Raw genomic sequence first — 26702 nt, forward strand, 5'->3', positions numbered from 1 at the left:
CAAGTGCGCCGCGCCGTATGTCCCGGGTCGTTCGACCCGATCACCAACGGACACCTCGACATCATCTCCCGCGCCTCCCGCCTCTACGACGAGGTGTACGTCGCGGTGATGATCAACAAGTCCAAGAAGGGCCTGTTCGAGATCGACGAGCGGATGGACCTGATCCGCCAGGTCACCGCCGAGTACGGCAACGTGACCGTGGAGGCATTCCACGGCCTCCTCGTCGACTACTGCAAGGAACGCGACATCCCGGCCATCGTCAAGGGCCTGCGCGCGGTCAGCGACTTCGACTACGAGCTGCAGATGGCCCAGATGAACAACGGGCTCTCCGGCGTGGAGACCCTGTTCGTGCCGACCAACCCCACCTACAGCTTCCTGTCCTCCTCGCTCGTCAAGGAGGTGGCGACCTGGGGCGGCGACGTCTCCCACCTGGTGCCGCCGGTGGTCCTGGAGGCCCTGAACGAGCGCCTGCGCCAGGGCTGATGGGGCTACAGTCGTCCCGTCCGTCTCCAACACATCGGCAGGAAGTGGCGAGCACACGGTGGACGTGCAGAAGAAGCTCGATGAGATCGTCGCCGCGGTCTCCGGCGCCCGGTCCATGCCCATGTCGGCCTCGTGCGTGGTCAACCGCGCCGAACTGCTCGCGATGCTGGACGAGGTGCGCCAGGCCCTGCCCGGCTCGCTGGCGCAGGCGCAGGAGCTGATCGGCGACCGCGAGCAGATGGTGGAGCAGGCCCGTCAGGAGGCCGAGCGGATCATCGGGCAGGCGCACGCCGAGCGCGGCTCCCTGGTCTCCGACACCGAGATCGCCCGCCGCTCCCAGGCCGAGGCGGACCGCATCCTCGCCGAGGCCCGCAAGGAGGCCGAGGAGATCCGCGCCGAGGCCGACGACTACGTCGACTCCAAGCTCGCCAACTTCGAGGTCGTCCTCACCAAGACCCTCGGCTCGGTCGGCCGTGGCCGCGAGAAGCTGCTCGGCACGGGCCCCGGCCTCGACGAGCAGGGCTACGAGGACGAGGACGCCCCGGAACGCAGCCACGACCCGGAGACCCTGCGCCGCGACGCGGACGCGTACGTGGACAGCAAACTGGGCGCCTTCGAGGCGGTCCTCGCCAAGACCCTGGAGGCCGTCGGCCGCGGCCGGCAGAAGCTGCACGGCCGCATCGCCACCGACGACCTCGGCGCCCTCGCCGACGACCAGGGCACCGTGCAGCACTCCAGCGACGCCGACTACCTGGCCGACCTGGCGGCCCTGGCGGAGCAGGACGCCCAGGCGGCGGCAGGCCGGTCCCAGCAGTACGACCAGCAGCCGGCGTACTCCACCGCCTCCGGCTACGCCCCGGCGGGAGGCGCCCCCGTGCAGCAGCAGGACGCCTACGGCGGCTACCAGCAGCAGTACGGCGGCCAGCCGGACCCGTACGGCTACCAGCAGGCCGACCCGTACACCGCCTTCCAGGGCTACGACGCCCAGCAGCCCGCCTACGACCCGAACCAGGCCCCGCAGCCTCAGCAGGCCTCGCAGGCCCAGGCGGGATACGCCCTCGACGAGACCAGCCTGTTCGACACCGGCATGATCACCCCCGAGCAGCTGCGGGCGTACGAACAGGGCCGCGGCCAGTGAGCAATCCGCCGATTGGGCCGTAGGCGAAAGGTCCAGTATCCTGGCTCTTCGGTCGCGCGTACTTCCGCGATCAACGCTGCCCGCACACCTGAGGGCGGCGTCCCCCCGAGTTCGGATCGAAAGCAGGAATGGCCTCCAACGCCCGCCTCGACCACCGCAACCCTCTCGTGTTCGACACGCACGAGCTGGGCCGGCGGCCCGGCGCGCTGCAGCGCCTGAACCGCACCGTCGACGCTCCCAGGGACCTGGGTATCCAGGGGGTCATCGGAGTGCCGGAAGGCGCCCCGGTGGAACTCGAACTCCGGCTCGAGTCGGTCATGGAAGGGGTGCTCGTCACAGGCACCGCCCGTGCACAGGCCGAGGGGGAGTGCGTAAGGTGTCTGGAGCCGCTTCAGCTCGATGTCGAAGCGGACTTCCAGGAGATGTTCTCGTACCCTGACGCCGACGACCGGGGCCGCACGCACCACGCGGAACCGGGCGACGACGCCGAGGACGACGAGGACAGGCTCTTCCTCGAGGACGGCCTGTTCGACCTCGAACCAGTGCTGCGTGATGCGGTGGTGCTCGCACTGCCGATGCAGCCGGTGTGCCAGGAAGACTGCCCGGGACTGTGCGCCGAATGCGGAGCACGCCTTGCGGACGACCCGGACCACCACCATGACGCCGTCGACATCCGTTGGGCGGCACTGCAGGGACTCGCCGACACCATGACGGACGGCGAGAAGGACGAGATGAGCGGCGACGCGACTCGATCAGCGCGCGTCGACGAGAAGCAGGAGAAGTAGCCGTGGCTGTTCCGAAGCGGAAGATGTCGCGCAGCAACACGCGCCACCGCCGGTCGCAGTGGAAGGCTGCGGTCCCCACCCTGGTTGCGTGCGAGCGCTGCCACGAGCCCAAGCTGCAGCACATCGCGTGCCCGTCTTGCGGCACCTACAACAAGCGCCAGGTCCTCGAGGTCTGAGCGGCTGGTGAGAGGCACCGTGTCCACTGCCAAGAAGGCGGATGACGCCAAGGCGGACCCGTCCGCCAAGAAGAAAGCGGACAACACGGCCTCGTCCCACACGCTTCTGGAAGGGCGGCTCGGCTACAAGGTCGAGTCCGCCCTTCTGGTGCGAGCGCTGACCCACCGTTCCTACGCATACGAGAACGGCGGTCTGCCGACCAACGAGCGCCTGGAGTTCCTCGGGGACTCCGTGCTCGGCCTCGTGGTCACGGACACGCTGTACAACACCCACCCCGACCTGCCCGAGGGCCAGCTGGCCAAGCTGCGGGCCGCGGTGGTCAACTCGCGTGCGCTGGCGGAGGTCGGCCGCGGTCTCGACCTTGGCTCCTTCATCCGGCTCGGCCGCGGTGAGGAAGGCACGGGAGGCCGGGACAAGGCGTCCATCCTCGCCGACACCCTGGAAGCGGTGATCGGCGCGGTCTATCTCGACCAGGGCCTCGACGCGGCCTCCGAACTGGTGCACCGCCTGTTCGACCCGCTGATCGAGAAGTCCTCCAACCTCGGAGCCGGCCTGGACTGGAAGACGTCCCTGCAGGAGCTCACCGCGACCGAGGGGCTCGGCGTTCCCGAGTACCTGGTCACGGAGACCGGCCCCGACCACGAGAAGACCTTCACCGCTGCCGCCCGCGTCGGAGGCGTCTCGTACGGCACCGGCACCGGCCGCAGCAAGAAGGAGGCGGAGCAGCAGGCCGCCGAGTCCGCGTGGCGGTCCATCCGGGCCGCGGCGGACCAGCGCGCCGCTGCGGCGGCCGAGACGGTGGCCGAGGCGGTCGCCGAGGAAGCCGCCGGAGACGGGGAGAGCCCGACGTCGCTCTCCGCCTGACCGCACAGCGAACAGCACATCCCGAGCGCCCGTTCCCGACCCGGGACGGGCGCTCGGCTCGTACACCGGTCTGCCCACGGGGGGATCCCATGCCCGAGTTGCCCGAGGTCGAGGTCGTCCGGCGCGGCCTGGAACGGTGGGTCGCCCACCGGGTCGTCGCCGACGCCGAGGTGCTGCACCCGCGCGCCGTGCGCCGGCACGTGGCCGGCGCCGACGACTTCACGCACCGTCTCAAGGGCCACCGCGTCGGCGTGCCCAGCCGCCGCGGCAAGTACCTGTGGCTGCCCCTGGAGGACACCCGCCAGGCGGTGCTGGCGCACCTCGGCATGAGCGGCCAGCTGCTGGTCCAGCCGCACGAGGCGCCGGACGAGAAGCACCTCAGGGTCCGGGTCCGGTTCGCCGACGACCTGAACACCGAACTCCGCTTCGTCGACCAGCGCACCTTCGGCGGGCTGTCGCTGCACGACACCACCGACGACGGCCTGCCCGACGTCATCGCGCACATCGCCCGCGACCCCCTGGACCCGCTGTTCGACGACGAGGCCTTCCACCGGGCCCTGCGCCGCAAGCGGACGACGATCAAACGGGCCCTGCTCGACCAGTCGCTGATCAGCGGGGTCGGCAACATCTACGCGGACGAGGCCCTGTGGCGCGCCCGCATCCACTTCGAACGCCCCACCGCGACCTTCACGCACCCGCGCACCGCCGAACTCCTCGGCCACATCCGGGACGTGATGAACCAGGCCCTGGCGGTCGGCGGCACCAGCTTCGACAGCCTCTACGTCAACGTCAACGGCGAGTCCGGCTACTTCGACCGCTCGCTCGACGCCTACGGCCGTGAGGGGCTGCCCTGCAGACGCTGCGGTACGCCGATGCGCCGGCGCCCCTGGATGAACCGGTCCAGTTACTTCTGCCCGCGCTGTCAGCGGGCGCCGCGCGTCTCGTCGTAGCGGCGGCGGGCCTCGAGCACGTCGTCCATGCGGCCCTCCACGAAGTGGATGAGACCCAGCAGGCGCTCGGCGACCTCGCGGCCGAGCGGGGTGAGTTCGTAGTCCACGCGGGGCGGGTTCGTCGGCTGTGCCTCGCGGTGCACCAGGCCGTCGCGCTCCAGCGCGTGCAGCGTCTGGGACAGCATCTTCTCGCTCACGCCGTCGACCCTGCGGCGCAGTTCGTTGAAGCGCAGGGAGCCGTCGTGCAGCGCGCCGAGGATGAGCGCGCCCCAACGGCCCGTGACATGCTCCAACGTGCCGCGCGACGGGCAGGCCCTGGCGAACACGTCGTAGGGCAGGTCCCACGCCGGCGCGCGCTCCTCGGTGCTGTCCATGACGTCAGCGTACTCGGACACAGCGCTGCCTGACGGGGTGCGCTGCACAGCGGTCAGCGCTCCCGTCCGAGATGGCGGCGGCGTGCCCCGCCGTCGTGCCCGGCCGTTCCGACGGCGGACCCGCCTACGGCGAGCGTGTGCACACCTGTGACCCGGCGGACCGTGGACGGCCCGCCGGGTCAGGGCGACGCCGGTCGCCTCAGTAGCCGAAGTCCTGCGTCCACCAGGGGCCGCCCGACCCGAAGTGCACGCCGACGCCCAGCGTCTTGAAGTCGCAGTTCAGGATGTTCGCGCGGTGGCCGGGGCTGTTCATCCAGGCATCCATCACCGCGGCCGGGTCCGTCTGGCCGCGGGCGATGTTCTCGCCGCCGAGGTTGCTTATGCCGAGCTTCGCCGCCCGGTCCCACGGCGTCGCGCCGCTGGGGTCGGTGTGGTCGAAGAAGCCCTCCTCGGCCATGGCGTCGCTGAAGTCGCCGGCCAGCTCGCCCAGCGAGCTGTTGGCGGCCAGCGCGCTGCAGCCCACCTTGGCGCGCTCGTCGTTGACCAGCCTGAGCACCTCGGCCTCGGCGGCCGTCGCCGCCGACACCGTCACCGCGGGGGCGGCGGTCTGCGCGGGCTTCGAGGTCTGCTTCTTCGAGGGCGTCGTCTTCGGCTTCCTGGCCTTGCCCGGCTCAGGCTTCGGCTTCGGCCGCTGCGTCGTCGGCGCCTCGCTGGGCGCGGCCGTCGACGTGGACGGCGCCGGGGACGAGGGCGACGCGGTGCGGCCGGTGCCGCGGCTCGTCGAGGAGCCGGCGGCGCGGCTGTCCGCGCTGCCGGACGTGCCGCCCTGTTCGCTCGCCGAGTTGGTCGGCGAACCCGCGGCCTGCACCTTGTCGCCGCTGCTGCTGCTGCCGCCGCCGAGCTTGTAGTTGTCGAGCCCCGGCACCGCGCCGGTGCTCACCGCGACGGTGCCCAGGGCCACCGCCGCCGAGACGCCGAGCAGACCGCTGCGCACCGGCGTCACGGCCCGCTTCCTGCGCCGGCGGTGGCTGCCGCCGCGCCGCGTGCCGCCGTCGGGCGTGAACCCGTGCTCCGGGAAGACGGTGGCGAAGTCGTCCTCGCTGGCGAAGAGGTACGCGGCGCTCCTCGCCGACGCCTCGGCGTACGCCTCCGTGTCCAGGAACGGCGCGGTGCCCATGCCGGGCGACCCGCCCGGGCCGGACGTCTGCGGCGGGTCGTAGGAGTACGAGTACTGCGGGGGGTCGTAGCTGCCCGGGTAGGAGCCGCCCGTTTCTGTAACCCCCGTGGCGCGGCCCGTGGCGGCGCGGCCGGCGGCGGAGCGTCGGTGGCGTCCCATGTTCTGGCCTTCCTCGTCCTGGCGGCAGCCCGGCTCGCACGGAGCGTGCGGGTGACGCCGCTCACTCGAAGGAGTGAGTTTCATATGAGATTCATTGGGTCGGGACGGTACCGCATGCCGTGCGGGGAGGAAGTGCCCAGGGAGACATCGGCCCGCTAGGTTGCAGCCATGAGCGAGGATGTGCGACTGGTCGCCTGGGTGCGAGGACGCGTCCAGGGTGTGGGTTTTCGCTGGTTCACGCGGGCCAAGGCCCTCGAGATCGGCGGCCTGAGTGGTTTTGCTCTCAATTTGGGCGACGGGCGGGTCCAGGTGGTCGCGGAGGGCCCGCGGGAGCGCTGCGAGGGGCTGCTCGACTGGCTCCAGGGCGACGACACGCCCGGACGTGTGGACGGCGTCACCGAGATCTGGGACACACCCCGCGGGGCCTACGACGGCTTCGCCGTCCGGTGATCCGGCCCGGTGCCGTCCGGGGACCGGAGCCCGGTACATGCCGCCGGCACCTGCCCGAACCCGGACTGACCTGGTGGTTGCCAAGAACCGCTCGTCATGGCAGGCTCCGCACCTGAGGATGATCTCCCCGCCCCCAGGGGCCCCGCAGGGATCGCGGCGCTGCCCCTTCCGGCCGCGCGACCCAGGGTTGCCCGCCGATACGGGGCGTGATCGTGTTGACCGTCAAACTTTTTGGTGAGACGCTGAAAGCACCCCGCGCACCCTGGCTGTTTGGCATGGTTGAACGGCAGTGTGAGCTCAACAGTGTCAAGCACCGCGGGTGCGAATCCCTCACGACCCACACCGCATCGGTCGGTCACTCATTGTGGAGGACCATCCATCATGGCAAAGGCGCTTCTCGGTTACGTCGGCGGCTCCGACCCTCGACTCCTCGCCGAGATGCGACGGCTCCAGCAGCGCGTACAGGACCTGGAATCCGAGCTGGTACGGATCCAGGCCGAGAACGAGGCGCTGACGGCTGCCGCTTCTCACGACAGGATCATGGAGAGCATCGACGCACACCAGGCGGAGCCTGCGCTCACCTGATCACTGCAGCACACAATGACAGCGGTGGTTGGGGTGCTCGTACCAACCGCTGGGTTGTCAGATTTGCAAGGGACGCCTCGGCGTCCCTTCTTTCTTGCCCCCGCGCTGTTCTTTGTCCCCCGCGCATCCTTTCACCGTCTTAACTTCTGGTGTGCCCTGCGCCATCGTGGGTGAAACCGCAAGTGCGCCGCCGTTCACGGTGTGAGACGGACCCCGGGAGTAAAGTCCAGCGGCGTGCACCTCAAGGCCCTGACCCTCCGCGGCTTCAAGTCGTTCGCCTCGGCGACCACGCTCCGGTTCGAGCCGGGGATCACGTGCGTCGTCGGACCGAACGGCTCGGGCAAGTCCAACGTGGTGGACGCCCTCAGCTGGGTCATGGGCGAACAGGGCGCCAAGTCGCTGCGCGGCGGCAAGATGGAGGACGTCATCTTCGCCGGCACCACCGGCCGCCCCCCGCTCGGCCGGGCCGAGGTCTCGCTGACCATCGACAACTCCGACGGCGCCCTCCCGATCGAGTACTCCGAGGTCACCATCACGCGGATCATGTTCCGCAACGGGGGCAGCGAGTACCAGATCAACGGCGACACCTGCCGCCTGCTCGACATCCAGGAACTGCTCTCCGACTCCGGCATCGGCCGGGAGATGCACGTCATCGTCGGCCAGGGCCGGCTCGACTCCGTCCTGCACGCCGACCCCATGGGCCGCCGCGCCTTCATCGAGGAGGCGGCCGGCGTCCTCAAGCACCGCAAACGCAAGGAGAAGGCGCTGCGCAAGCTGGACGCGATGCAGGCCAACCTCGCGCGCGTGCAGGACCTGACCGACGAGCTCAGGCGGCAGCTCAAGCCCCTGGGCCGGCAGGCGGCGGTCGCGCGACGGGCGGCCGTCATCCAGGCCGACCTGCGCGACGCCCGGCTGCGCCTGCTCGCCGACGACCTGGTACGGCTGCGGGAGGCGCTCAAGGCCGAGATCGCCGACGAGGCCGCCCTCAAGGAACGCAAGGAGGCCGCCGAGCGGGAACTGCGCAAGGCCCTGCAGACCGAGGCACTCCTGGAGGACGAGGTACGGAAGCTCGCGCCGCGCCTGCACAGCGCCCAGCAGACCTGGTACGAGCTCTCCCAGCTCGCCGAGCGGGTGCGCGGCACGATCTCGCTGGCCGACGCGCGCGTCAAGAGCGCCACCTCCGCGCCCCCCGAGGAGCGGCGCGGCCGCGACCCCGAGGACATGGAGCGCGAGGCCGCCCGCATCCGTGAGCAGGAGGCCGAACTCGAAGCGGCCCTGGAGGCCGCCGAGCGCGCCCTGGAGGACACCGTCGCCCACCGCGCCGACCTGGAGCGGGACCTCGCCCTGGAGGAACGGCGGCTGAAGGACGTAGCCCGCGCCATCGCCGACCGGCGCGAGGGCCTCGCCCGGCTCAGCGGGCAGGTGGGCGCGGCCCGATCGCGGGCCGCCGCCGCGCAGGCCGAGATCGACCGGCTGGCCGCCGCCCGCGACGAGGCGCAGGAGCGGGCCGCCGCGGCCCAGGAGGAGTACGAGGCACTGCAGGCCGAGGTCGACGGCCTCGACGCCGGCGACGCCGAGCTCGCCGAACGGCACGAGGCCGCGAAACGGCGGCTGGCCGAGGCCGAGGCCGCCCTGACCGCCGCCCGGGAGGCCGCCACGGTGGCGGAACGCAGGCGCGCGGCGACCCAGGCCCGCCACGAGGCGCTCGCCACAGGCCTGCGCCGCAAGGACGGCACGGGGGCGCTGCTCGGCGCGAAGGACCGCCTCACCGGGCTCCTCGGCCCGGCGGCCGAGCTGCTGACGGTGACCCCCGGCTACGAGGTCCCGCTGGCCGCGGCCCTCGGCGCCGCCGCGGACGCCGTCGCGGTGACGACCACGTCCGCGGCCGCCGACGCCATCCGCCTGCTGCGCAAGCAGGACGCGGGCCGGGCGACGCTGCTGCTGGCGGGCGCCCCGGAGGAACAGCGGGACGCCGAGCCGGCGCACCTCCGCGCCGGTGCCGCGCCCTTCGCCGCCGACCTCGTCCGCGGGCCCGCCGAGCTCATGCCGGCGGTACGCCGGCTGCTGCGCGGCATCGTCGTCGTCGGCACCCTGGAGGACGCCGAGGACCTCGTCCACGCGCGCCCCGGGCTGACCGCGGTGACCGCCGAGGGCGACCTGCTGGGCGCGCACGTCGCGCACGGCGGGTCCGCGGGGGCGCCCAGCCTGCTGGAGGTGCAGGCGTCCGTGGACGAGGCCGCCGCCGAGCTGGCCGAACTCGCCGTGCGCTGCGAGGAACTGGCCGAGGCGCAGCACGCGGCGGCCGAGCGGCGCGGGGAGTGCGCCGCGCTCGTGGAGGAACTGGGCGAGCGCAGGCGGGCCGCCGACCGGGAGAAGTCGGCCGTGGCCCAGCAGCTCGGCCGGCTCGCCGGGCAGGCCAGGGGGGCGGCGGGGGAGGCCGAGCGGTCAGTGGCCGCCGCCGCCCGTGCCCAGGAGGCCCTCGACAAGGCCCTGCGGGAGGTCGAGGAACTCGCCGAGCGGCTCGCCGTCGCCGAGGAGATGCCGGCCGAGGAGGAGCCCGACACGTCGGTACGCGACCGTCTCGCCGCCGACGGCGCCAACGCCCGGCAGACCGAGATGGAGGCCCGCCTCCAGGTCCGCACGCACGAGGAACGCGTCAAGGGGCTCGCCGGACGCGCCGACTCCCTGGACCGGGCCGCCCGTGCCGAACGCGAGGCACGCGCGCGTGCCGAACAGCGGCGTGCCCGGCTGCGGCACGAGGCGGCCGTCGCCGGGGCCGTCGCCCACGGCGCCCGCCAGCTCCTCGCGCACGTCGAGGTCTCCCTCGCCCGCGCCGAACAGGAGCGGGCCGCCGCCGAGGCCGCCAAGGCCCGGCGCGAGGAGGAACTCGCAGCCGCCCGCACCACCGGCCGGGACCTCAAGGCCGAACTCGACAAGCTGACGGACTCGGTCCACCGGGGCGAGGTTCTCGGCGCCGAGAAACGGCTGCGCATCGAGCAGCTGGAGACCAGGGCGCTGGAGGAACTCGGTGTGGAACCGGCGGGCCTGGTGTCCGATTACGGCCCCCACCAGCCGGTCCCGCCCTCGCTCCCCGCCGACGGCGAGCAGCTGCCCGAGGACCCGGAGCACCCGCGCAACCGGCCGAGGCCGTTCGTCAGGGCCGAGCAGGAGAAGCGGCTCAAGGCCGCCGAACGCGCCTACCAGCAGCTCGGCAAGGTCAACCCGCTCGCCCTGGAGGAGTTCGCGGCCCTGGAGGAACGCCACAAGTTCCTCAGCGAACAGCTCGAGGACCTCAAGAAGACCCGCGCCGACCTGCTGCAGGTGGTCAAGGAGGTCGACGAACGCGTCGAGCAGGTCTTCACCGAGGCCTACCGGGACACGGCCCGGGAGTTCGAGGGCGTCTTCGGCCGGCTGTTCCCGGGCGGCGAGGGGCGACTGGTCCTGACCGATCCGGACAACATGCTCACCACCGGCGTGGACGTCGAGGCGCGCCCGCCGGGCAAGAAGGTCAAGCGGCTGAGCCTGCTCTCGGGCGGCGAACGGTCGCTGACGGCCGTCGCGATGCTCGTGTCGATCTTCAAGGCCCGGCCGAGCCCCTTCTACGTCATGGACGAGGTCGAGGCCGCCCTCGACGACACCAACCTGCAGCGGCTGATCCGCATCATGCAGGAACTGCAGGAGACCTCGCAGCTGATCGTGATCACCCACCAGAAGCGCACGATGGAGGTCGCCGACGCGCTGTACGGCGTCTCCATGCAGGGCGACGGTGTGTCGAAGGTCATCAGCCAGCGGCTCCGCTGAGCGGGAGCACCACGCCGTCAAGTTCAAAGAATGAACGCATGGCCCACTGATCTATCGCCCAAGTCACACAGATCATGCATTGACTTCGAAGCTTGAAGGAATAGCCTCAGCGGCGTTGCTTTTGTCTTCATGTCTCAGCGGCGTGTCATGGACGCGCGACGGGGCATCCGTAAGGGGCCGACCCCCACCCGGCGACGTTGCCGGTGGCCCGAGGAGTGGAACGTGACCAGCACGACGCAGACGCGGCAGTCAAGAGCCGGGACGGCTCACCCCGATCATCTCGGGCACGTCATATTCATCGCGGCGGCGGCCGCGATGGGCGGTTTCCTCTTCGGCTACGACAGCTCCGTGATCAACGGCGCCGTCGAGGCCGTCCGGGACCGCTACGACGTCGGCTCCGCGGCCCTGGCCCAGGTCATCGCCGTCGCGCTGATCGGCTGCGCCGTCGGCGCCGCGACCGCCGGCCGCATGGCCGACCGCATCGGCCGCATCCGCTGCATGCAGATCGCCGCCGTGCTGTTCACCGTCAGCGCCGTCGGCTCGGCGCTGCCGTTCGCCCTGTGGGACCTCGCCCTCTGGCGTGTCGTCGGCGGCTTCGCCATCGGCATGGCCTCCGTGATCGGCCCCGCCTACATCGCCGAGGTCGCCCCGCCCGCCTACCGCGGCCGGCTCGGCTCCTTCCAGCAGGCCGCGATCGTCGTCGGCATCGCCGTCTCCCAGCTGGTCAACTGGGGCCTGCTGAACGCGGCCGGCGGCGACCAGCGCGGCAGCCTGATGGGCCTGGAGGCCTGGCAGGTCATGCTCGGCGTCATGGTCGTCCCCGCCGCCCTCTACGGCCTGCTCTCCTTCGCGATCCCGGAGTCCCCGCGCTTCCTGGTCTCCGTCGGCAAGTACGACCGCGCCCGCGGGATCCTGACGGAGGTCGAGGGCGCGGACGTCGACCTCGACGCCCGTATCGCCGAGATCGAGCTCGCGATGAAGCGGGAGGACAAGTCCACCTTCCGGGACCTGCTCGGCGGCTCCTTCTTCTTCAAGCCGATCGTCTGGATCGGCATCGGCCTGTCGGTCTTCCAGCAGTTCGTCGGCATCAACGTCGCGTTCTACTACTCCTCGACGCTGTGGCAGTCGGTCGGCGTCGACCCCACGGACTCGTTCTTCTACTCGTTCACGACGTCGATCATCAACATCGTCGGCACCGTCATCGCCATGATCTTCGTGGACCGCGTCGGCCGTAAGCCGCTGGCCCTGATCGGTTCCGCCGGCATGGCGGTCGGCCTCGGGCTGGAGGCCTGGGCCTTCTCCCACCACCTGGTCGACGGCAGGCTCCCGGCCGCCCAGGGCTGGACCGCCCTGATCGCCGCGCATGTCTTCGTCCTCTTCTTCGCCCTGTCCTGGGGCGTGGTCGTCTGGGTGTTCCTCGGCGAGATGTTCCCGAACAGGATCCGCGCCGCCGCCCTGGGCGTGGCCGCCTCCGCGCAGTGGCTCGCCAACTGGGCCATCACCGCGAGCTTCCCGTCGCTGGCCGACTGGAACCTGTCCGCGACCTACGTGATCTACGCGGCCTTCGCCGCGCTCTCCGTCCCCTTCGTCCTCAGGTTCGTCAAGGAGACCAAGGGCAAGGCGCTGGAGGAGATGGGCTGATCCGGTCCCGCGAGAGGCCCCCGGACCCGGGGAGAAGGGCCCAGTCCCCGCCGCCCCTCTCCTCGCCCCGTGGGCGCACCGCCCCGGCTCACGCACCGAGCCGGGGCAGTACGTCCTCGCAGAACAGCCGCAGCCCGCGCCACCCCTCGTCCACCGGCATCCCGCCCGCCAGCGGGTGCAGGACGAGGCTGTCCAGGCCCTGCGCCACGCACTCGTCCGGCGTGAGGACCCGGTACACGCCCTCGGCGCGCAGCCGGTCCACGGTCGTGGCCGCCGACCGCACCGCCGACCGGATGGAGCCGGACTGCCAGGAGGCGTAGGTCCGCGCCTCGTGCAGGAAGTGCTCGCCGTACGCCGCCCAGACCCGGTCGGGATCCTCGGCCACGTGCAGCAGCGGGGTCTCGGCCGCCGGCATCATGGTCCAGCCCTCGGTGCCGTACTCGGCCAGCCGCTCCTTGTAGTACGCCGCCAGCTCCGGCAGGTGCGCGCTCGGGAAGAAGGGCAGGCCGAGCCGCGCGGCACGGCGGGCGGCGGCCTTCGAGGAGCCGCCGACCAGCAGCAGCGGGTGCGGCGCGGAGCACGGGCGCGGGGTGACCCGCACCGTCCGGCCCCGGTAGCTGAACTCCTCGCCGGTCCAGGCCTTCAGCAGGGTCTCCAGCAACTCGTCCTGGAGCCTGCCGCGCCGCTCCCAGTCGACGCCGAACTGCGCGTACTCCTCGGGCCGGTATCCGATCCCCGCGACCGTCACCAGCCGCCCGCCGCTCACCAGGTCCAGCACCGCGATCTCCTCGGCCAGGCGCAGCGGGTCGTACAGCGGGCCGATGGCGGCCGACACCGTGACCGCGATCCGCCGGGTCGCCCCGAAGACCGCGCCCGCGAAGGCGAACGGCGACGGCAGCCAGTTGTCGGCGACGCCGTGGTGCTCCTCGGTCTGCACGGTGTCGATCCCGCGGTCGTCGGCGTACGCGGCCATCTCCAGGGCGGCCCGGTAGCGGGCGGCGAGGGAGGCCGGGCCGGCACCGGGTTCGACGAGGTTGAAGCGTACGACCGTGACGGGCATGGCGGTCCCCTCGGCCGGGGTGGACGGGTGCCGGTGCCGGGACCTTAGCTGACGTACCGTCAGGTTTCCAGGGTCGCGGCACGTCTCCGTTCCCCCGCCGGGCGACGGCCCGCCGGGGGAGGGGTCGCGCATACTGGAGCCGTTATGGAATTCGTCATCCTTGCTGTAGTCATCGCCGTGGTCGTGTTCGGCGTGCTCGGCGGGCTCATCGTCGGCAGCCGGCGCAAGAAGTCGCTGCCTCCGCCACCGCCCGCCGCACCCGACATCACCGCCCCACCGGCCGAGCCGCACGTCGGCGAAGAGGCCGAGACGCCGCGCGAGGAACCTCGCCGGACCATAGAGGAGGTGGATCTTCCGGGCGGCCCGGCTCCGGTCGTCGTCGAGGAACCGATCGCCGCCGCGGAGGCGCCCGCGATCGAGATCCCGGAGCCCACCGCAGGGCGCCTGATCCGCCTGCGCGCCCGCCTCTCCCGCTCCCAGAACGCCCTCGGCAAGGGGCTGCTCACGCTGCTGTCGCGCGAGCACCTCGACGAGGAGACCTGGGAGGAGATCGAGGACACGCTGCTCACCGCCGACGTCGGCGTGGCCCCCACCCAGGAGCTGGTGGACGGCCTGCGCGGGCGGGTGAAGGTCCTCGGCACCCGCACCCCCGAGGAGCTGCGCGGCCTGCTGCGCGAGGAGCTGCTCAAGCTGGTCGGCACCGACCTCGACCGCACGGTCAGGACCGAGCCCGCGACCAGCAAGCCCGGCATCGTGATGGTCGTCGGCGTCAACGGCACCGGCAAGACCACCACCACCGGCAAGCTCGCCCGCGTCCTGGTGGCGGACGGCCGCAGCGTGGTGCTGGGCGCCGCCGACACCTTCCGCGCCGCCGCCGCCGACCAGCTGCAGACCTGGGGCGAGCGGGTCGGCGCCTACACCGTGCGCGGGCCGGAGGGCGGCGACCCCGCCTCCGTCGCCTTCGACGCGGTGAAGGAGGGCAAGGAGATGGGCGCCGACGTCGTGCTCATCGACACCGCCGGGCGGCTGCACACCAAGACCGGCCTCATGGACGAGCTCGGCAAGGTCAAGCGAGTGGTCGAGAAGCACGCGCCGCTGGACGAGGTGCTGCTCGTGCTGGACGCCACGACCGGGCAGAACGGTCTGGTGCAGGCCCGCGTGTTCGCCGAGGTCGTCGACATCACCGGCATCGTGCTCACCAAGCTCGACGGCACGGCCAAGGGCGGCATCGTGGTCGCGGTCCAGCGTGAGCTGGGCGTGCCGGTGAAGCTGGTCGGCCTGGGCGAGGGCGCGGACGACCTGGCGCCGTTCGAGCCGGAGGCGTTCGTGGATGCGCTCATCGGCGACTGAGCAGGAAACGCGCGCGAAGAAGCGCCCGCCCCCCGAGGTGCAGTCGGGGAGCGGGCGCTTCGCTGTGCGGGCTGCCGGGGCCCCGGTCGCGGGCCCTAAGCGCGCGACCGGTGGGCGACGTACGCCAGCGTCCCCAGCAGCAGGCGGGCCTGCGGTGGCTTCGAGGCCGTGTCCAGGGCGGGGGAGCGCAGCCAGCGGACCGGGCCGAGCCCCGCCCGGTCGGACGGCGGGGCGGTGATGTAGGTGCCGGGGCCGAAGCCGCGCAGGTCGAGGGAGACCGGGTCGTCCCAGCCCATGCGGTACAGCAGCCCCGGCAGCTCGGCGGCGCCGCCCGGCGCGACGAAGAAGTGGGCGCGGCCGTCGGGGGTCGCGGTGACCGGGCCGACGGGCAGGCCCATGCGCTCCAGCCGCACCAGGGCGTGACGCCCGGCCGGCTCGGCCACCTCGATCACGTCGAACGCGCGGCCCACCGGCAGCATCACCGCGGCGCCGGGGAACTCCGCCCACGCCCTGGTCGCCTCGTCGAGCGTGGCGCCGGCCGGGATCGGCGGCGCGAACTCCAGCGGGTGCGCGCCCGGCGCGCGGCAGTCCGGCCGGCCGCACGAGCAGGCGCCCGCCGCCGTCCGCGCGCCCGGCACCACGTCCCAGCCCCACAGCCCCGTGAACTCGGCGACGGCGGTGCACTCCGAGGAGCGGCCGCGCCGACGCACGCCGGAGCGGATCTCCCGGATCCCGCCGATCGTGAAGTCCATGCCCCCTCCAACGGTTCCGACGCGCCGACGGTTACGGCGCGGAAGCGGAACGTGACTCTCTGTTTCGGACTCCCCGGCTTCGCGCGGTCCATGCGGCGCATTGATGCGCCATGGGTGGTGATTCCGGCGGCGCGCGCCCCTGAGTGCAACGCTCCGCCCGCGTTCGGTTGTCCTGTGTCAAGTGAATCGTGCGGAGGCTGCTGTGGATTCATTCGAAGGGGTGGCGAATGGTGGCGTTTCCGTGTTCGCCATGGCTGGACGGGTGATCGTAGGATTACGGTGAGTGCGCGAGTCCCCGGGGCACATGCACTCATGGGTATGCCGGAGGCAAGGCGGCCCCCCGTTCGACGGGTGAGGACCGCCGGACGGGCGACCGTATCCACCGGCATTCTGGTAGGGCTTGGCGCACTCGGCGACAAGTGGTCTCAGGAATGGGGGCGTTCCAGTGAGCGGCAACGGAGGAAGCGGGACGACCGCGGTCGGCGCGGAGAAGCGTCCCAACGAGCTGCTCATGTCGTGGTTCGTCCGCAGCGGCTGGTCGAAGGGCGAGCTCGCCCGTCAGGTCAACCGCAGGGCGCGGCAGCTGGGGGCCAACCACATCTCCACCGACACCTCACGGGTGCGCCGCTGGCTGGACGGTGAGAACCCCCGCGAGCCCATCCCCAGGATCCTGTCCGAGCTGTTCTCCGAACGCTTCGGCCTCGTCGTCTCCGTCGAGGACCTCGGCCTGCGCGCCACCCGCCAGTCGGCGTCCGTGTCCGGCGTCGACCTGCCCTGGACCGGCCCACAGACAGTGGCCCTGATCAGCGAGTTCTCGCGCAGCGACCTGATGCTGGCGCGGCGCGGCTTCCTCGGGAGCTCGCTGGCCCTGTCTGCGGGCCCGGCGCTCATCGAGCCCATGCAGCGCTGGCTCGTGCCCACCCCGCAGGCGCCGCAGACCCCGCAGTCCGGCCCCGAGCCCATGCCCGCGAGCCGCCGCCCGGGCCGGCTGTCCGAACCGGAGCTGGACCTGCTGGAGTCCACCACGGTGATGTTCCGGCGGTGGGACGCCCAGTGCGGCGGCGGCCTGCGCCGCAAGGCGGTCGTCGGCCAGCTGCACGAGGTGACCGACCTGCTGCAGGAGGCCCAGCCCGAGGCCACCACCCGCCGGCTGTTCAGGGTCGCCGCCGAGCTGGCCGAGCTGGCCGGATGGATGTCCTACGACGTCGGGCTCCAGCCGACCGCGCAGAAGTACTTCGTGCTCGCCCTGCACGCGGCGAAGGAGGCGGGCGACAAGCCGCTCGGCTCGTACATCCTCTCCAGCATGAGCCGCCAGATGATCCACGTAGGGCGGCCCGACGACGCCCTGGAACTGATCCACCTCGCACAGTACGGCAGCCGGGACTGCGCGAGCCCGCGCACCCAGTCGATGCTGTATGCGATGGAGGCCCGCGCGTACGCCAACATGGGCCAGCCCGGCAAGTGCAAGCGGGCGGTCCGGATGGCCGAGGACACCTTCACCGAGGCCGGCGAGTGGGACGAACCCGACCCGGACTGGATCCGTTTCTTCTCCGAGGCGGAGCTGTACGCCGAGAACAGCCACTCCTTCCGCGACCTCGCCTACGTCGCCGGCCGCAGCCCCGCGTACGCCTCCCTGGCCGAACCCCTGATGCGGCGGGCCGTAGAGCTGTTCGCCGACGACCCCGAGCACCAGAGGTCGTACGCCCTGAACCTGGTCGGCCTGGCCACGGTGCACCTGCTGCGGCGCGAGCCCGAGCAGAGCGCGCTCCTGGTCGAGCGGGCCCTGCGGACCGCCAGGAACGTCCGCTCCGAACGCGTCAACACCCGCATCCGCAAGACCGTCGACGCGGCCGTACGCGATTACGGCGGCGTCGCCGAAGTCGTCGACCTCACCGAAAAGCTCGCGATCGCGCTCCCGGAGACCGCCGAGGCGGTCTGACCCCCCGACTCCGGCCGCGGCCGGCCCTCCCGAACTGCCCGACTCGGCTCCCCCCATGCCAGGTCATCGGAAGGCCGGCCGCGGCCGGATCCTTGCCTGCGCGGAAGGTTGCGCCACGATAACGATCGCGCGGCGGGACATCCGGGGGTTCATCGACGCGTAACACGCAAGGCGCCTTCGTCACTGCGGCGAAACAACGAGGGGCGTCCACGGAAACGGTGCTGCGCCAATCTCATGGCTCATAACCGGCCCACCCCTCACATCCGCTCAGGCTTCGCCCGCACGCGGCCGTACCAACGACGAGGAGACGCCGATGGCACCAGCCATCACGCTTGCCGCAGACAAACTGTCTGCCGCCAACACGGGCTTCATGCTCATCTGTTCCGCCCTGGTGCTGATCATGACCCCGGGCCTCGCCTTCTTCTACGGGGGCATGGTCCGCGTCAAGAGCACCCTCAACATGCTGATGATGAGCTTCATCAGCATGGGCATCGTCACCATCCTGTGGGTGCTCTACGGCTTCTCCATGGCGTTCGGCACGGACCACGGCTCCCTCATCGGCTGGGAGTCCGACTTCGTCGGATGGACCGGCATCGACAAGGCCGACATCTGGTCCGGCTACACCATCCCGGTCTTCGTCTTCGCCGTCTTCCAGATGATGTTCGCGATCATCACGCCCGCCCTGATAAGCGGCGCCATCGCGGACCGCGTCAAGTTCACCGCCTGGTCGATCTTCCTGGTGCTGTGGGCGACGATCGTGTACTTCCCGGTCGCCCACTGGGTCTGGGGCACCGGCGGCTGGGCCTTCGAACTCGGCGTGATCGACTTCGCCGGCGGTACGGCGGTCCACATCAACGCCGGCGCCGCGGCGCTCGGCGTGATCCTCGTCATCGGCAAGCGCGTCGGATTCAAGAAGGACCCGATGCGCCCGCACAGCCTCCCGCTGGTCATGCTCGGCGCCGGCCTGCTGTGGTTCGGCTGGTTCGGGTTCAACGCCGGCTCGTGGCTCGGCAACGACGACGGCGTCGGCCCGCTGATGTTCGTCAACACGCAGATCGCCACCGCCGCCGCCATGCTCGGCTGGCTGCTGTACGAGAAGATCCGCCACGGCGCGTTCACCACCCTGGGCGCCGCCTCCGGCGCGGTCGCCGGTCTGGTCGCCATCACCCCCTCCGGCGGCGCGGTCACCCCGGTCGGCGCGATCGCGGTCGGCGCCATCGCCGGTGTGCTGTGCGCCATGGCCGTCGGCCTGAAGTACAAGTTCGGCTACGACGACTCGCTCGACGTCGTCGGCGTCCACATGGTCGGCGGTATCGCCGGCTCCCTGCTGATCGGCTTCTTCGCCAGCGGCAAGGGCCAGTCCGACGTCGCGGGCCTCTTCTACGGCGGCGGCCTGGACCAGTTCTGGAAGCAGTGCGCCGGTGTGTTCGCCGTCCTCGCCTACTCCCTGGTCGCCTCCGCCATCCTCGCCTTCCTGCTCGACAAGACGATCGGCATGCGGGTCAGTGAGGACGAGGAGGTCTCCGGCATCGACCAGGCCGAGCACGCCGAGACCGCGTACGACTTCAGCGGCGCCGGCGGCGGTGCCGCCCGGACCGTCCCGGCCCCGGTCGCCGACACTGCGAGCAAGAAGGTGGACGCATGAAGCTCATCACCGCCGTCGTGAAGCCCCACCGGCTCGACGAGATCAAGGAAGCCCTGCAGGCCTTCGGGGTCCACGGACTCACGGTCACCGAGGCGAGCGGTTACGGTCGTCAGAGAGGCCACACCGAGGTCTACCGCGGTGCCGAGTACACGGTCGACCTGGTGCCCAAGATCCGCATCGAGGTCCTGGCCGAGGACGACGACGCCGAACAGCTGATCGACGTCATCGTCAAGGCGGCGCGGACCGGCAAGATCGGTGACGGCAAGGTCTGGTCCCTGCCGGTCGAGACGGCCGTCCGGGTCCGCACCGGCGAGCGCGGCCCGGACGCGCTCTGAACGGAAAGAAAGACAGGAGTCGCTGGGTGACGAGTACGGACGTGGACAAGCAAGCAGATGACTCGGGACCCAGCGGCTACGCGGCGGCCCGGCTGCGCCTCCTCACCGAGGGGGCGCGGTCCGGGCCGCCGCGCCGTACGGAACTCTCCGAGCTGACGGACGACTGGCTGTCGGGCCTGTTCGGCGCGGCGGCCGAGCGGCTGCGCGGGGTCTCCCTGGTGGCCGTCGGCGGCTACGGGCGCGGTGAGCTCTCGCCGCGCAGCGACCTCGACCTGCTCCTGCTGCACGACGGCGGCGACACCAAGGCCGTGGCCGCCCTCGCCGACCGCATCTGGTACCCCGTCTGGGACCTGGGCCTCGCCCTCGACCACTCCGTACGGACCCCCGCGGAGGCCCGCAGGACGGCCGGCGAGGACCTCAAGGTCCAGCTCGGCCTCCTGGACGCCCGCCACATCGCCGGCGACCTCGGCCTGACCACCGGTCTGCGCACGGCCGTCCTCGCCGACTGGCGCAACCAGGCGCCCAAGCGCCTGCCGGAACTGCGGGAGCTGTGCGCCGAACGGGCCGAGCGCCAGGGCGAACTGCAGTACCTGCTCGAACCCGACCTCAAGGAGGCCCGCGGCGGCCTCCGCGACGCCACCGCGCTGCGCGCCGTCGCCGCCTCCTGGCTGGCCGACGCCCCGCGCGAGGGCCTCGACGACGCCCGGCGCCGCCTCCTCGACGTCCGCGACGCCCTCCACCTGGCCACCGGCCGCGCCACCGACCGGCTCGCCCTGCAGGAGCAGGACCAGGTCGCCGCCGAGCTCGGCCTGCTGGACGCCGACACACTGCTGCGGCAGGTCTACGAGGCGGCCCGCGTCATCTCGTACGCCAGCGACGTCACCTGGCGCGAAGTGGGGCGCGTGCTCAGATCGCGCGCCGTGCGGCCGCGCCTGCGCAAACTGGCGAGGGAGCGAAGCGACTTCCTCAGAAGGGCGGTGGTGGGCGACGGGAGGGCCCTCGGCGGCGGCAAGCCGGTCACCGAGCGCTCCCCGCTGGCGGAGGGCGTCGTGGAACAGGACGGCGAGGTGGTGCTCGCCCGAGCCGCGCGCCCCGAACGCGACCCGGTGCTGCCGCTGCGCGCCGCGGCCGCCGCCGCGCAGGCCGGACTCCCGCTCTCCCTGCACGCCGTACGGCGCCTCGCCGCCACCGCGCGCCCCCTGCCCACGCCCTGGCCCGCCGAGGCGCGCGAGCAACTGGTCACCCTGCTGGGCTCCGGACAGCCCACCGTCCCGGTCTGGGAGGCGCTGGAGGCCGAGGACCTGATCACCCGCCTGCTGCCCGACTGGGAGCGGGTGCGCTGCCGCCCCCAGCGCAACGCCGTGCACATCTGGACCGTCGACCGGCACCTGATCGAGACCGCCGTGCGCGCCGCCGAGTTCACCCGCCGGGTCAGCCGCCCCGACCTCCTCCTGGTCGCCGCGCTGCTGCACGACATCGGCAAGGGCTGGCCCGGCGACCACTCGGTGGCCGGCGAGATCATCGCCAAGGACGTCGCCGCCCGCATCGGCTTCGACCACGCGGACGTCACCGTCCTCGCCACCCTCGTACGCCACCACCTGCTGCTGGTCGAGACCGCCACCCGGCGCGACCTGGAGGACCCGGCCACCGTCCGCTCGGTCGCCGAGGCGGTCGGCACCCAGAGCACGCTGGAACTGCTGCACGCCCTGACCGAGGCGGACGCGCTGGCCACCGGCCCGGCCGCCTGGTCGTCCTGGCGCGGCTCCCTCGTCGCCGACCTGGTCCGGCGGGTCTCCGCCGTCCTCGCCGGGGACCTCCTCGACGAGCCCGCGGCCGCCGCGCCCACCGCCGAGCAGGAACGTCTCGCCATCGAGGCGATCGCGACCGGCAGCCCGGTGCTGTCGCTGCGCGCCCAGACCGAGCCGCCGGCGCAGGACGAGCCGGACGAGCCGGCCGAGCCGGCCGAGCCGGAGCCGCTCGGCGTCGAACTGCTCATCGCCGTCCCCGACCAGCCGGGCGTGCTGCCCGCCGTCGCCGGCGTGCTGGCGCTGCACCGGCTCACCGTCCGCACCGCCGAACTGCGGGCGCTGGAGCTGCCGGAGGGCGTCGAGGGCTCCGTGCTGCTGCTGGACTGGCGGGTCGCCGCCGAGTACGGCTCGCTGCCCCAGGCCGCCCGGCTGCGCGCCGACCTGGTCCGCGCGCTCGACGGCTCCCTGGACATCGCGGGCCGCCTCGCCGAGCGGGACGCCGCCTACCCGCGCCGCCGGGGCGTCGTGGCGCCGCCGCCCCGGGTGACCGTGGCGCCGGCCGCGTCCCGGCTCGCCACGGTGATCGAGGTCCGGGCCCAGGACGCCCCGGGGCTGCTGTTCCGGATCGGGCAGGCACTGGAGGACGCGGCCGTACGCGTGCGCAGCGCGCACGCGAGCACGCTCGGCGCCAACGCCGTCGACGCCTTCTATGTGACGACGCCCACGGGCTCACCGCTGCCGGCGCAGGAGGCGGAGGCGGTGGCGCGGAAACTGGAGGAGATGCTGCGGGGGTGACTTCTCGGTCGTGCGCTCGTTGACAGTTGGCAGTACATGCTCCCCGCCGACGTGGGGATGATCCGGTGGCGGAGAGCCGACCGGAGAGCGTCTCCAACTGCTCCCCACCGCTGTGGGGACGCGCCCCCGTCCACTGGGTACAGCGGGCGGGGGCGATTTGCTTGCCGAGCCGGATACCCTGGAGGGCAGCCCAGTTTCGCCCCCGACTCCCGAGGACCGACGCCGCCGTGTTCGACACTCTCTCCGACCGCTTGTCAGCCAGTTTCAAGTCCCTCCGGGGCAAGGGCAGGCTGTCCGAGGCGGACATCGACGCCACGGCCCGCGAGATCCGCATCGCACTCCTCGAAGCGGATGTGGCGCTGCCGGTCGTCCGCACGTTCATCAAGAACGTCAAGGAGCGCGCGCTCGGCGCCGAGGTCTCCAAGGCCCTCAACCCCGCGCAGCAGGTCCTCAAGATCGTCAACGACGAACTCGTCCGGGTGCTCGGCGGCGAGACCCGGCGCCTGCGCTTCGCCAAGCAGCCGCCGACGGTGATCATGCTGGCGGGTCTGCAGGGTGCCGGTAAGACCACCCTCGCGGGCAAGCTCGGCCGGTGGCTGAAGGAGCAGGGCCACTCGCCGCTGCTGGTCGCCTGCGACCTCCAGCGCCCCAACGCCGTCAACCAGCTCAGCGTGGTCGCCGAGCGGGCCGGCGTCGCCGTCTACGCGCCGGAGCCGGGCAACGGCGTGGGCGACCCGGTCAAGGTCGCCAGCGACTCCATCGGCTACGCGAAGTCCAAGGTCCACGACATCGTGATCGTGGACACCGCCGGCCGCCTGGGCATCGACCAGGAGATGATGCAGCAGGCCGCGGACATCCGCGACGCCGTCCGCCCCGACGAGATCCTGTTCGTCGTCGACGCGATGATCGGTCAGGACGCGGTCAACACCGCCGAGGCATTCCGCGACGGCGTCGGCTTCGACGGCGTGGTGCTCTCCAAGCTCGACGGCGACGCCCGCGGTGGTGCCGCCCTGTCGATCCGCGAGATCACCGGCAAGCCCATCATGTTCGCGTCGAACGGCGAGAAGCTCGACGACTTCGACGCCTTCCACCCGGACCGGATGGCCTCCCGCATCCTCGACATGGGTGACCTGCTCACCCTGATCGAGCAGGCGGAGAAGACCTTCAGCCAGGAAGAGGCCGCCAAGATGGCCTCCAAGCTGGCGTCCAAGAAGGGCCAGGACTTCACCCTCGACGACTTCCTGGCCCAGATGGAGCAGGTCAGGAAGATGGGCTCGATCTCCAAGCTGCTCGGCATGCTGCCGGGCATGGGCCAGATCAAGGACCAGATCAACAACCTCGACGAGCGGGACGTCGACCGCACGGCCGCGATCATCAAGTCGATGACCCCGGCCGAGCGCCAGGACCCCACGATCATCAACGGCTCGCGCCGCGCCCGCATCGCCAAGGGCTCCGGCGTCGAGGTGAGCGCGGTCAAGAACCTTGTCGAGCGGTTCTTCGAGGCCCGCAAGATGATGTCCCGCATGGCCCAGGGCGGCGGCATGCCGGGCATGCCGGGGATGCCGGGGATGGGCGGCGGCCCGGGCCGCAGCAAGAAGCAGCCGAAGAAGACCAAGGGCAAGCAGCGCTCCGGCAACCCGATGAAGCGCAAGCAGCAGGAGCAGGAGGAGGCCGCTCGCCGTGCCGCCGCCGCGCAGGGCGGCAGCGCCTTCGGCCTGCCGGGCCAGCAGCCCGGCCAGGAGTTCGAGCTGCCGGACGAGTTCAAGAAGTTCATGGGCTGACCGCCCGCCGCACGCATGACCGGGGGCGCCTCCCAGAGCCGGGAGGCGCCCCCGGTCATGCGTATCCGTGTCCTCTTGCGCGCTTTCCCTCTTCCCCGGGCTTCCTTCACCGCACCTTTTCGGCCGATCTGCCGGGCCGGGTGGTCACGGGACGCGGGCGATCAGGTACCGGAACACGTTCGGCATCCACACCGTGCCGTCGCCGCGCAGATACGGGTGCAGCGCCTCGGTCAGCTCCTTGTCCACCTGCGCCTGGTCGGTGGCGCTGATCGCCGCGTCGAACAGGCCGGTGGACAGCAGGCCCTTCAGGGCGCTGCCCACGTCGGCGTACCCGAACGGGCAGGACACCCGCCCGGAGCCGTCCGGCCGCAGCCCGGCCCGCTCGGCGACCTCCTCCAGGTCGTCCCGGAGGGCCGGGCGCCAGCTGCCCGCGCCGCGCAACGGTTCCGCCAGCTCGGCGGCCACCCGCAGCACGGACGACGTGGCGCACCGCTCCGGCGGACCCCAGCCGGTCAGCACCACGGCGGCCCCGCGCTCGGCGAGCGGGGTCGCCGCCCGCAGCGTCTCGCCGAGCCCCTCGGAGTCGCCCGCGAGGCACCCGATCGGCGCGAAGGCGGTCACCAGGCTGTACGCGGGCGTCTCCGCGTCGGCCGCGTCCTCGGGTGAGCCTTCGACGATACGGGTACGCGCCCGCGGGCGGGTGTCCCACCCATCCGGCAGCAGCCGCCGGCGTGCGAGGGCCAGCAGCCCGGGAGAGGAGTCGACGCCGGTGATGGCCGTGGCGCCTCTCGACGCGGCCAGCAGCAGGGCCAGCCCGGAGCCGCAGCGAAGGCCCAGCAGCCGTGTGCCGGTGCCCACGGCGAGTCGCTCGTAGACGGCCTCGTAGAGCGGTACCAGCATCCGCTCCTGGATCTCGGACCAGTCACGCGCGCGTGCACACAGGTCCACGCGGGGCGCCGCGCCCGCGTGGGGTAGGTGCTGCCGCACGAGCGTAGGTGTCATCAAAAGTGCCCCAATCCGCCGAGTCTTGCAGCCGATCCCGTTTCCGTGGCCCCCGTGACATGCGCTCGCATTCCCCCGTATGCCAGGTAACTCCGCACCCGCAGCCGCGTCCAGGGGTTGCGGCGCCCGGCCTGTGCCCTGTGCGCGCCAGTGGCGAGATTTCACCTCCCGGCAATCTGGGCCCGTACGATCGCGCCATGGCAAAGGCACCCGTTCTCACGCCGCAGACGGAAGACTTCCCGCGCTGGTACCAGGATCTGATCAACAAGGCAGAGCTGGCCGACAACGGACCGGTGCGCGGCACGATGGTCATCCGACCGTACGGCTACGGGCTGTGGGAGCGGATGCAGGCCGAGATGGACGCCCGCATCAAGGCCACCGGCACCCAGAACGCGTACTTCCCGCTGCTGATCCCGCAGTCGTACCTCACCAAGGAGGCCGATCACGTCGAGGGGTTCGCGCCCGAGCTCGCCGTGGTCACGCACGGCGGCGGCAAGGAGCTGGAGGAGCCCGCCGTCGTCCGGCCCACCTCCGAGATGATCGTCAACGACTACTTCTCGAAGTGGGTGCAGAGCTACCGCGACCTGCCGCTGCTGATCAACCAGTGGGCGAACGTGGTGCGTTGGGAACTGCGGCCGCGTCTGTTCCTGCGCACCACGGAGTTCCTGTGGCAGGAGGGCCACACCGCGCACGCCACCTTCGAGGAGGCCCGCGACTTCGCCGCGCACATCCACCGCCGGGTCTACGAGGACTTCATGGTGAACGTCCTCGCGATGGACGTCGTCCCGGGCCGCAAGACGGCCCGGGAACGGTTCGCCGGCGCCGTCAACACCCTGACCCTCGAAGGCATGATGGGCGACGGCAAGGCCCTGCAGATGGCCACCAGCCACGAGCTGGGCCAGAACTTCGCCAAGGCCTTCGACACCCGGTACCTGTCGAGGGACGGCCGGCAGGAACTGGTCTGGCAGACCTCCTGGGGCTCGACCACCCGCATGATCGGCGCCCTGGTGATGATGCACGGCGACGACAACGGCCTCCGGGTCCCGCCGCGCCTCGCCCCGACCCAGGTCGTCGTGCTGGCGGTCAAGGACGACGACGCGGTGGTGGCCGCGGTCCGCGGGATCGGCGACCGGCTGCGCGCGGCCGGTCTGCGCGTGACGGTGGACGACCGCACGGACACCCCGTTCGGGCGCCGTGCCGTCGACTGGGAGCTCAAGGGCGTACCGGTACGCGTCGAGGTCGGCCCGCGCGATCTGGCGGCCGGCACCGCGATGCTGGCCCGCCGCATCCCGGGCGGCAAGGAGCCCGTCGCGCTGGACTCGCTCGCCGCCCTGCTCCCGGCGATCCTCGAAGAGGACCAGGCGCTGCTGCTTGCGCAGTCCCGCGAGCGCCGCGAGTCCCGCACGGCGGAGGTGTCGACCCTCGCGGAGGCCGTCGAGGCGGTCGGGTCCGCCGGCGCCGGCGGCTGGGCGCGCATCCCGTGGGCGGCGCTCGGCGAGGAAGGCGAGGCCGCGCTGGCCGGGCACGGGATGACCGTACGGTGTCTCGTCGCCGAGGACGGGTCGGTTCCGGCGGCCGACGACGCACCCGGTAACGTCGCGGTCGTCGCACGCGCTTACTGATACAGCGCACTCCGCACACGGGCGGCCGAAACGTCTCTTGCGCATCCACGCATCGCGGCCGCACCGGCGCGTGGACACCGTCCGATCGC

General features: G+C 72.0%; 22 protein-coding genes. 17 read left to right on the top strand and 5 right to left on the bottom strand.

Annotated features, from left to right (window positions below; genetic code table 11):
• Positions 1-3: 3 nt before the first annotated feature.
• The 6 genes from coaD to mutM all read left to right on the top strand — a co-directional run bounded on the left by coaD (position 4) and on the right by mutM (position 4397).
• Positions 4-483 carry a pantetheine-phosphate adenylyltransferase gene (gene coaD, locus AB0G63_RS15040; RefSeq protein WP_324788946.1) on the top strand — a complete coding sequence of 160 codons (480 nt, stop codon included), beginning with the start codon at positions 4-6 and terminating at the stop codon, positions 481-483.
• Positions 484-541: 58 nt separating this feature from the next.
• Positions 542-1621, top strand: a complete 1080-nt coding sequence (locus AB0G63_RS15045) for an ATP synthase F0 subunit B (RefSeq protein WP_360749764.1) — start codon at positions 542-544, stop codon at positions 1619-1621.
• Between the two features lie 128 nt (positions 1622-1749).
• Complete coding sequence (locus AB0G63_RS15050) at positions 1750-2406, top strand: YceD family protein (RefSeq protein WP_360749767.1); 657 nt, start codon at positions 1750-1752, stop codon at positions 2404-2406.
• 2 nt (positions 2407-2408) lie between these two features.
• The gene (rpmF, locus tag AB0G63_RS15055; RefSeq protein WP_007493396.1) at positions 2409-2582 is read left to right on the top strand and encodes a 50S ribosomal protein L32; all 174 of its coding nucleotides are present in this window, start codon (positions 2409-2411) and stop codon (positions 2580-2582) included.
• 7 nt (positions 2583-2589) lie between these two features.
• Entirely contained in the window at positions 2590-3447 is an 858-nt protein-coding gene (gene rnc, locus AB0G63_RS15060) for a ribonuclease III (RefSeq protein ID WP_360749773.1), read from the top strand.
• Positions 3448-3536: 89 nt separating this feature from the next.
• Positions 3537-4397, top strand: coding sequence for a bifunctional DNA-formamidopyrimidine glycosylase/DNA-(apurinic or apyrimidinic site) lyase (gene mutM, locus AB0G63_RS15065; RefSeq protein WP_360749776.1), 861 nt, complete (start codon positions 3537-3539; stop codon positions 4395-4397).
• Here the strand turns inward: mutM and AB0G63_RS15070 are convergent.
• Both AB0G63_RS15070 and AB0G63_RS15075 read right to left on the bottom strand, forming a co-directional pair.
• A complete protein-coding gene (locus AB0G63_RS15070) occupies positions 4370-4771 on the bottom strand; it encodes a helix-turn-helix domain-containing protein (RefSeq protein WP_360749779.1) in 402 nt (133 codons plus the stop codon). The genes mutM and AB0G63_RS15070 overlap by 28 nt on opposite strands.
• A 199-nt stretch (positions 4772-4970) precedes the next feature.
• Positions 4971-6107: a CAP domain-containing protein gene (locus tag AB0G63_RS15075; protein ID WP_360749782.1), complete on the bottom strand. Its 1137-nt coding sequence runs from the start codon at positions 6105-6107 to the stop codon at positions 4971-4973.
• Between the two features lie 168 nt (positions 6108-6275).
• Between AB0G63_RS15075 and AB0G63_RS15080 the strand changes: the two genes are divergently transcribed.
• The 4 genes from AB0G63_RS15080 (at position 6276) to AB0G63_RS15095 (ending at position 12584) form a co-directional block, all read left to right on the top strand.
• Positions 6276-6557, top strand: a complete 282-nt coding sequence (locus tag AB0G63_RS15080) for an acylphosphatase (protein WP_360749785.1) — start codon at positions 6276-6278, stop codon at positions 6555-6557.
• Positions 6558-6938: 381 nt separating this feature from the next.
• Positions 6939-7142 carry a hypothetical protein gene (locus AB0G63_RS15085; RefSeq protein WP_055623302.1) on the top strand — a complete coding sequence of 68 codons (204 nt, stop codon included), beginning with the start codon at positions 6939-6941 and terminating at the stop codon, positions 7140-7142.
• Between the two features lie 234 nt (positions 7143-7376).
• Positions 7377-10943, top strand: coding sequence for a chromosome segregation protein SMC (gene smc, locus AB0G63_RS15090; RefSeq protein ID WP_360749788.1), 3567 nt, complete (start codon positions 7377-7379; stop codon positions 10941-10943).
• Positions 10944-11165: 222 nt separating this feature from the next.
• A complete protein-coding gene (locus AB0G63_RS15095; protein WP_360749790.1) occupies positions 11166-12584 on the top strand; it encodes a sugar porter family MFS transporter in 1419 nt (472 codons plus the stop codon).
• A gap of 88 nt (positions 12585-12672) precedes the next feature.
• Here AB0G63_RS15095 and AB0G63_RS15100 read toward each other — a convergent pair whose 3' ends face one another.
• The gene (locus tag AB0G63_RS15100; RefSeq protein WP_360749793.1) at positions 12673-13644 is read right to left on the bottom strand and encodes an LLM class flavin-dependent oxidoreductase; all 972 of its coding nucleotides are present in this window, start codon (positions 13642-13644) and stop codon (positions 12673-12675) included.
• A gap of 144 nt (positions 13645-13788) precedes the next feature.
• Here AB0G63_RS15100 and ftsY point away from each other — a divergent pair, with 144 nt between their 5' ends.
• Positions 13789-14994: a signal recognition particle-docking protein FtsY gene (gene ftsY / locus AB0G63_RS15105; protein ID WP_360749796.1), complete on the top strand. Its 1206-nt coding sequence runs from the start codon at positions 13789-13791 to the stop codon at positions 14992-14994.
• Between the two features lie 95 nt (positions 14995-15089).
• On the opposite strand, the gene AB0G63_RS15110 is transcribed toward ftsY, so the two are convergent.
• The gene (locus AB0G63_RS15110; protein ID WP_360749799.1) at positions 15090-15746 is read right to left on the bottom strand and encodes a bifunctional DNA primase/polymerase; all 657 of its coding nucleotides are present in this window, start codon (positions 15744-15746) and stop codon (positions 15090-15092) included.
• Between the two features lie 445 nt (positions 15747-16191).
• Here AB0G63_RS15110 and AB0G63_RS15115 point away from each other — a divergent pair, with 445 nt between their 5' ends.
• From AB0G63_RS15115 to ffh, 5 genes are all read left to right on the top strand, one after another.
• Positions 16192-17685, top strand: a complete 1494-nt coding sequence (locus tag AB0G63_RS15115) for a hypothetical protein (protein WP_360749802.1) — start codon at positions 16192-16194, stop codon at positions 17683-17685.
• A gap of 313 nt (positions 17686-17998) precedes the next feature.
• A complete protein-coding gene (locus tag AB0G63_RS15120) occupies positions 17999-19330 on the top strand; it encodes an ammonium transporter (protein WP_360749805.1) in 1332 nt (443 codons plus the stop codon).
• A complete protein-coding gene (locus AB0G63_RS15125; protein ID WP_003997576.1) occupies positions 19327-19665 on the top strand; it encodes a P-II family nitrogen regulator in 339 nt (112 codons plus the stop codon). Before AB0G63_RS15120 ends, AB0G63_RS15125 begins: the two co-directional genes overlap by 4 nt.
• A 26-nt stretch (positions 19666-19691) precedes the next feature.
• On the top strand, positions 19692-22208 hold the full coding sequence (locus AB0G63_RS15130; RefSeq protein WP_360749809.1) for a [protein-PII] uridylyltransferase: 2517 nt from the start codon (positions 19692-19694) through the stop codon (positions 22206-22208).
• 227 nt (positions 22209-22435) lie between these two features.
• Positions 22436-23989 (top strand): signal recognition particle protein, encoded by a 1554-nt coding sequence (gene ffh / locus AB0G63_RS15135; RefSeq protein WP_360749812.1) that lies wholly within the window; start codon positions 22436-22438, stop codon positions 23987-23989.
• A gap of 144 nt (positions 23990-24133) precedes the next feature.
• Here ffh and AB0G63_RS15140 read toward each other — a convergent pair whose 3' ends face one another.
• On the bottom strand, positions 24134-24991 hold the full coding sequence (locus AB0G63_RS15140) for an SAM-dependent methyltransferase (RefSeq protein WP_360749815.1): 858 nt from the start codon (positions 24989-24991) through the stop codon (positions 24134-24136).
• A 197-nt stretch (positions 24992-25188) separates the two neighbouring features.
• On the opposite strand from AB0G63_RS15140, the gene proS reads away from it, so the two are divergent.
• A complete protein-coding gene (gene proS / locus AB0G63_RS15145) occupies positions 25189-26613 on the top strand; it encodes a proline--tRNA ligase (protein WP_360749818.1) in 1425 nt (474 codons plus the stop codon).
• The last annotated feature ends 89 nt before the right edge of the window (positions 26614-26702 follow it).

The sequence above is a fragment of the Streptomyces sp. NPDC020996 genome, from assembly GCF_040641355.1.
Classification (GTDB): Bacteria; Actinomycetota; Actinomycetes; order Streptomycetales; family Streptomycetaceae; genus Streptomyces.

What these genes read in the sequence shown, in the direction of transcription:
- AB0G63_RS15050 (WP_360749767.1), top strand. Translation starts at nt 1,750, where the DNA reads ATGGCCTCCAACGCCCGCCTCGACCACCGCAACCCTCTCGTGTTCGAC.
- mutM (WP_360749776.1), top strand. Translation starts at nt 3,537, where the DNA reads ATGCCCGAGTTGCCCGAGGTCGAGGTCGTCCGGCGCGGCCTGGAACGG.
- AB0G63_RS15070 (WP_360749779.1), bottom strand. Translation starts at nt 4,771, where the DNA reads ATGGACAGCACCGAGGAGCGCGCGCCGGCGTGGGACCTGCCCTACGAC.
- AB0G63_RS15075 (WP_360749782.1), bottom strand. Translation starts at nt 6,107, where the DNA reads ATGGGACGCCACCGACGCTCCGCCGCCGGCCGCGCCGCCACGGGCCGC.
- AB0G63_RS15080 (WP_360749785.1), top strand. Translation starts at nt 6,276, where the DNA reads ATGAGCGAGGATGTGCGACTGGTCGCCTGGGTGCGAGGACGCGTCCAG.
- AB0G63_RS15085 (WP_055623302.1), top strand. Translation starts at nt 6,939, where the DNA reads ATGGCAAAGGCGCTTCTCGGTTACGTCGGCGGCTCCGACCCTCGACTC.
- AB0G63_RS15100 (WP_360749793.1), bottom strand. Translation starts at nt 13,644, where the DNA reads ATGCCCGTCACGGTCGTACGCTTCAACCTCGTCGAACCCGGTGCCGGC.
- ftsY (WP_360749796.1), top strand. Translation starts at nt 13,789, where the DNA reads ATGGAATTCGTCATCCTTGCTGTAGTCATCGCCGTGGTCGTGTTCGGC.
- AB0G63_RS15110 (WP_360749799.1), bottom strand. Translation starts at nt 15,746, where the DNA reads ATGGACTTCACGATCGGCGGGATCCGGGAGATCCGCTCCGGCGTGCGT.
- AB0G63_RS15120 (WP_360749805.1), top strand. Translation starts at nt 17,999, where the DNA reads ATGGCACCAGCCATCACGCTTGCCGCAGACAAACTGTCTGCCGCCAAC.
- AB0G63_RS15125 (WP_003997576.1), top strand. Translation starts at nt 19,327, where the DNA reads ATGAAGCTCATCACCGCCGTCGTGAAGCCCCACCGGCTCGACGAGATC.
- AB0G63_RS15140 (WP_360749815.1), bottom strand. Translation starts at nt 24,991, where the DNA reads ATGACACCTACGCTCGTGCGGCAGCACCTACCCCACGCGGGCGCGGCG.
- proS (WP_360749818.1), top strand. Translation starts at nt 25,189, where the DNA reads ATGGCAAAGGCACCCGTTCTCACGCCGCAGACGGAAGACTTCCCGCGC.